3 protein-coding genes and 3 pseudogenes are annotated in these 4,979 nt (G+C 59.9%); 2 read left to right on the forward strand and 4 right to left on the reverse strand.

Going from position 1 to position 4,979, the window contains the following annotated elements:
• Positions 1-222: 222 nt before the first annotated feature.
• Together EOB59_RS33560 and EOB59_RS37035 are read right to left on the reverse strand one after the other, a co-directional pair.
• Positions 223-536: pseudogene (locus EOB59_RS33560) on the reverse strand (ATP-binding protein); the annotation flags it as partial.
• A 10-nt stretch (positions 537-546) separates the two neighbouring features.
• A pseudogene (locus EOB59_RS37035) lies at positions 547-1,080 on the reverse strand (IS21 family transposase); the annotation flags it as partial.
• Positions 1,081-1,666: 586 nt separating this feature from the next.
• On the opposite strand from EOB59_RS37035, the gene EOB59_RS33570 reads away from it, so the two are divergent.
• Positions 1,667-1,939, forward strand: coding sequence for a hypothetical protein (locus EOB59_RS33570; protein ID WP_095486041.1), 273 nt, complete (start codon positions 1,667-1,669; stop codon positions 1,937-1,939).
• Between the two features lie 580 nt (positions 1,940-2,519).
• On the opposite strand, the gene EOB59_RS33575 is transcribed toward EOB59_RS33570, so the two are convergent.
• Complete coding sequence (locus EOB59_RS33575; protein ID WP_128290220.1) at positions 2,520-3,836, reverse strand: HipA domain-containing protein; 1,317 nt, start codon at positions 3,834-3,836, stop codon at positions 2,520-2,522.
• A complete protein-coding gene (locus EOB59_RS33580) occupies positions 3,826-4,164 on the reverse strand; it encodes a helix-turn-helix transcriptional regulator (RefSeq protein ID WP_063169282.1) in 339 nt (112 codons plus the stop codon). Before EOB59_RS33580 ends, EOB59_RS33575 begins: the two co-directional genes overlap by 11 nt.
• Positions 4,165-4,773: 609 nt before the next feature.
• On the opposite strand from EOB59_RS33580, the pseudogene EOB59_RS35755 reads away from it, so the two are divergent.
• A pseudogene (locus EOB59_RS35755) lies at positions 4,774-4,979 on the forward strand (succinate-semialdehyde dehydrogenase (NADP(+))); the annotation flags it as partial.

Consider the following 4,979-nt stretch of genomic DNA (forward strand, 5'->3'; position numbering starts at 1 on the left):
AAGCGGCAGATATTGGGAGGCTACATTCATGCGGTGCGGCTCTCAGGTCTAGTTTGCTTTTGCGCATAGGACCGCAATTGTCGTGCCAACTGGGAAAATCGTTTCGGGCAATGCGATCGCTCCGATAGCGTTGCGTCTCCTGTCTGACATTGTTGGGAAGTCGACACGCGCCCGTCGCAATGCGGTCGACCTTCCGCGCGAGTTGGGTGACCCGTGAAGGCGGCCGACCAGGACGATGTTGCGCTGATCGGCGACGAAGGCGCGGCCGGGCGAGATCGCGCATCAGGGGGTGACCGGCGTGTCGGCGAAGTGGAAGTCGTCGATGTCCTTGGCCAGCGGCAACTTGGCGACAGCGAACTGGTATTTGATGGAGCGGGCCTGCTTCTCCGATATCTCGGCCTGCAAGAGATCACCGACAATCCTGGGCGGCTCGTGCCGTCGCTTGATGGCGACGCGCCCATGATCTCGTCATAGGCTCTGCGCATTCCGTAGAGCTTCAGCGCTCCCATCAGTTCCAGTACCTCGGTGCGTTCCATGGCTGTTTGTCCTCCTGAGACTGTCATAGCGGGTGCAGTCGGCGACCGCTCGTGAGCTAGCTTCAGCGCTTGGGGAATGGAAAGGATCGTGCCCGGCGCCGGATCGCGGCTGCGGGCCAGGATGTTGAGGATCACCGGCGCCGACGATGCACCGTGCTCGATGGCTTCCTGACAGGCGGCCTCGACCGCGCTCAATCCGTCGGTCAGCACCCAGGTGAGGATCAACACCATCTGCCGGTCGGCGTCATCAACCGCCTTGAGCTGCGCCGCACCTTCTCCATTGCCGACCGCACGACCCAGCCAAGGAACGGCGCGCGCCGTGTGCCAGGGATCGTAGACGACCTCGTTGCGGCCAAAGGAGCGAACGTGTTCTCCCACGACCACGCCATCCTCTGGCGGATGCGATCCGATCGACATAAGCATGGATCTCGATGGGCCGACCGACGGCACTCGACAGCACCGAGTATTTGTTGTTGTCGAAGCGCACCGTGCAGGTCTTCGACAGCGACGGGGGAATGCAATGGAAGCCGTCGAAGCGACCGGCAGCCGCTCCCGCTGCGGCTTGGCCGCATTCGCCGACAGCAGCCGGTCCCGCGTCTCACGCCGAGCTCCCATGCGGGGATAGGGCTGGTGCTTGCGCTCGTAGCGGAACTGCGTCTCCTCAGAACGCAGGACCTTGCGCACCACCTTGCGCGACATCTTCAGCTCACGGCAGATCGCTTTGATCGACTTCCCCTGGACCAGCGACAGCCGACGTATCTTTGCAATCGTCTCTAAAACCAACATCCAAAACACAAATGCCTCCGATCAAGCCGGAGGCATCTTGATGACCCCATCGTTAAGGGGTCCCGTTTGGACGAAAATCGCCCTTTAAACAGGGTCCCCATTCCACGAAAAATCAATGCACTACCTTCCAAAGCTGCGAGAGATCGCCACCGACCGCTTTGAAGGGGCTTTCGGCGGTCTCGTCAGCGAGGTTGTTGCATGAAGAAACATCAATCCACAGCATTGGGCCGAAGCATGCCACGGGCTCATGCCGCGGGAGAGCGGGAAGATATCCTTGAAAGAAGCGGTCTCCGACATCAATACCGAGAGGATGGGCAGCTTTCTCACATCACTTGAGGTCGAGCGTGGCAGTTGCGACCCGCAATGCAAGGCTGGCGGCGATGCATGCCTTTGCGCGGTTCCTGATTTCGGAGCACCCCGAATATATGGATACGCTGCAACTGGTGGTGACACTTCCCTTCAAGAGGGCGCGTGGGTGGCACCTGTCGAATATCTCGATGAGCCCGGAAATCAAGAGCGTCCTGGCGCGTATCGACCGCCGCACGCCTTCTGGACAGCGGGATTACGCTCTGTTTTCGCTGATGTTCAATACGGATGCCCGAGTTCAGGGATCCTGAATCTTCGATTGTGACCTTCGTCTGGTATCGCCCTGTCCCGCCGAGCAAAGCAACGACCGCCCCACACTGCTCACCCGGTTCGGTGTTCGATACTTGCTGCGCACACATGGCTGCGGGCGAAGGAACCACCCTGGCGGAAAAAAGCATCCATCATCGCCCTTTGCGGGACACGACGGCATCCACCTCGTCAAGGCGGGTGTTGACATCGCCACCATCAGTCGATGGCCAGGCCACTCGGGCTGAACTAACGATGCGCTACGCCCAGGCCGGTATCGATATGAAGCGGCAAGCGCTCGAACAAGTCTTCCCCGACGTGATGTCATCGGCAAAAGATCAGACGATCATCGCTTTGATGGCTGGATGTTTGGCTGGCTGCACCGCTTGTAGACGCTCAGTTATGTGGAGTTGTATCGCGGGAAGTCGCGCGTCTTGGGCTTTTGCGGTGTCAGCTCCACATCTCTCCGCAGTGCACGTTGTCACTGTTGAAGAGCCGTTTGTTCAATCTTCGTCCTGCCGGCAAGGGTTGTCGATATTGTGGGCGTCTTGCGCTTGCCGAGCTTGTCCGAAATCCAGCGCCGGATCAGGCGTGAACACTGTTGCGTAGTTCGTCAGCCAGAGCGCGGAGAACGTCGGCGCTTCCTTCCAGCGCCGTAAAAGCGTAGGGATTGAGGAACTGTCGGCCCCAGAACAGATTGCGATCTGTGCCGGATAGCGTAGCTTCCTCGCTGACACGCGGCCAATTCTCCGCAATGCATCGGAGCTGGCCTTCAACAATCGCAAGAGCTTCCGGCGCGCTGAGCAGGAAGTGATGCGCCGCTTCAAGGCAGGACGCTATCCGGCTCATGCGGTTATTGCCGCTGATGAGCATGGCCTGGCTGGCCTCCTGGCCACTGCGGGCCTGCGGACAAATATCGTACGCAGGCGTGAGGGTGAGCTTAGCGCCGTCCCAGAATGCCGCATGGTTGCGGGCATGATCGTCGGTGTTGCCGCAAAGTATGTTGAAGACAATGCGGCTGAACAACTCGCGCAGAGTTTCCGACGGCGCGGTGAATCGGTGGCGAATGATCTCCGCCAAATCCTGGTAGCTGGCGTAACGCGCCATCATCTCATCGAGCGCGAGCATCGTCAGCGCTGAGACCATGGATTTGCGTTGCCAGCCGCCCGTGACCTTGATCCGGTCGAATCGCTCGACGAGCAACACGTCGTTGCCTGCGGCGCGAACGAGCGAGACGGATGCCGCTCTGATGCCGCACAAGGCGGCAAGCCGCATGGCTATGAATTCTCCTTTGACGACGCTGTAAAGGTCGGCAGACGAGGAAAATTTCGCGACATGCTTGACGGCGTCATCCTCGATCAGCGCCTTTGGCCTTGCGCCGCCGATCGAGCTGCCGTGATGCAGCGCCTGATCTAATTCGGGGGTGAGCGGAATACCTTTCTCTACCCGCTCCGCCGATTGGACAAGCTCTTCGAGAGTGGCATTGGCCAGTGCGCGCGGCTCGTAATGCGTGGGCGAAAACTGAAAATCGAGCGCGCCGATGCGGTCCGAGCCTGATTCCAGCAAGAACGTCAGTTCTGAAATATCGAGCCGCGCGATTTCATCGCCCTTCACACCGAATTTGCGGTTTAGGATAACCCGTCGTCCCCAGGCATCAGGGGCAGCATCGCGGATGCATCCCGGCATGGTTAGGCCAGGAAGCAAAGGCAATTCGCCTGCCTTCAGGGGCAGTTCCGGGAGATAAAGCGGGATCGCGCTGCCCAGTTCACGAAAGCTCCTGCCATAGTTGAAGCTGACGAGTCCGTCATGGGCATATAGCCGCCCGGCGACAACCGGCGCGGTCTCGCCCGGCAGCCAGACCCAGACATAGGCTTCGTCGTACTTGGGGACCTTAGAACTCATCGACGATCTGCTTGCCGGCCTTGTAGACGTGCTTCGGCAGCAGCGCGATGCGATCGTCCATGCGGCCTGTGAGGGCTGTGATGCCATTGCCGTCGGCATCGAACAGCTTCACACCGACAATGGCAGCAGCTTCGAACATCAGTCCGATTTCGACTTTGGGATCGCCCTTCTCGATGCGCTGCAGGGTGCTGCGTGAAACACCGATTCTCTCGGCTAACTCCTGTGCGGTTAACCGGTGCTGCATCCGGCCAAGCCGGATGGTCTTACCGAAAAGGCCAAGCGCTTCCATCGCGTAGCGCGAATAGGTGCGTTTATACGTTGCCTTCATTCGGGTCTCTGTGACCTATGCATGATCCATATCGCCTTCTTTCGACCTTTATATAGGTAATGTCACAGAGCGACTCCCAAAGTCAAGACTCCGTATCGCAAGCGTTACCCATCCGAACGAGGAAGGCGGATATTGCCTACGGCTCCTGCACAACCGGCCAGCTCTGCGCGTCTCGGGCGAGGCGGAGATCTGGCGCTGGATCGCGGACAGCCTTGAGACGCCTCGCATGAGTCATTCATGGGCGGTCCCTGGTGCGAGGCCGCGGCGCTCGACTGCTGGCCGACATTCTCGGTGGCGGGACCCGCAGCCGGCTACACCAGCACTTTTCGACCGCATACGCGCCCAGCTTCTCTCCGAAATCATTGCCAATGAGCGCGAACCTCATGCGATCGCCGAGCTGGCCTGGCGGCGCGGAATCTACGGCACGCATCCGTATTCGAGACCGCCCAAGGGAGCCTGACTAGCGTAACGCCCTCCGATCTAAGCGCCTTCCACAAAGCCGCTTTCGCAAGCGACGGGCTGCATGTGGCGGTCGTAGGCGACATAGATGCCAAGCCCTGAGAGTAAGGCTCTACCAGCTGTTCGGCGATTTGCCTCAGAAACTGGCGCTTGCCGGCGCGAACCAGTGGTATCGCGAGGGCGAGCACGCCGAGCGCTTTTCCTCCGCCCTCCACTGACCACAGACCCGCACGCAACGAAGCCGCGCTCGATCTTATCGTGGCGTGGTTAGGTGCAATGTTTGCTCTCGCCCATCAGGCCTGCTTTCCCGATGGCGTGGTCAACCTGATCTATGCGTCCGAAGGTGATCGCGTGGG

Source organism: Mesorhizobium sp. M7A.F.Ca.MR.176.00.0.0, from assembly GCF_004023165.1.
In the GTDB taxonomy this organism is placed as follows: domain Bacteria; phylum Pseudomonadota; class Alphaproteobacteria; order Rhizobiales; family Rhizobiaceae; genus Mesorhizobium.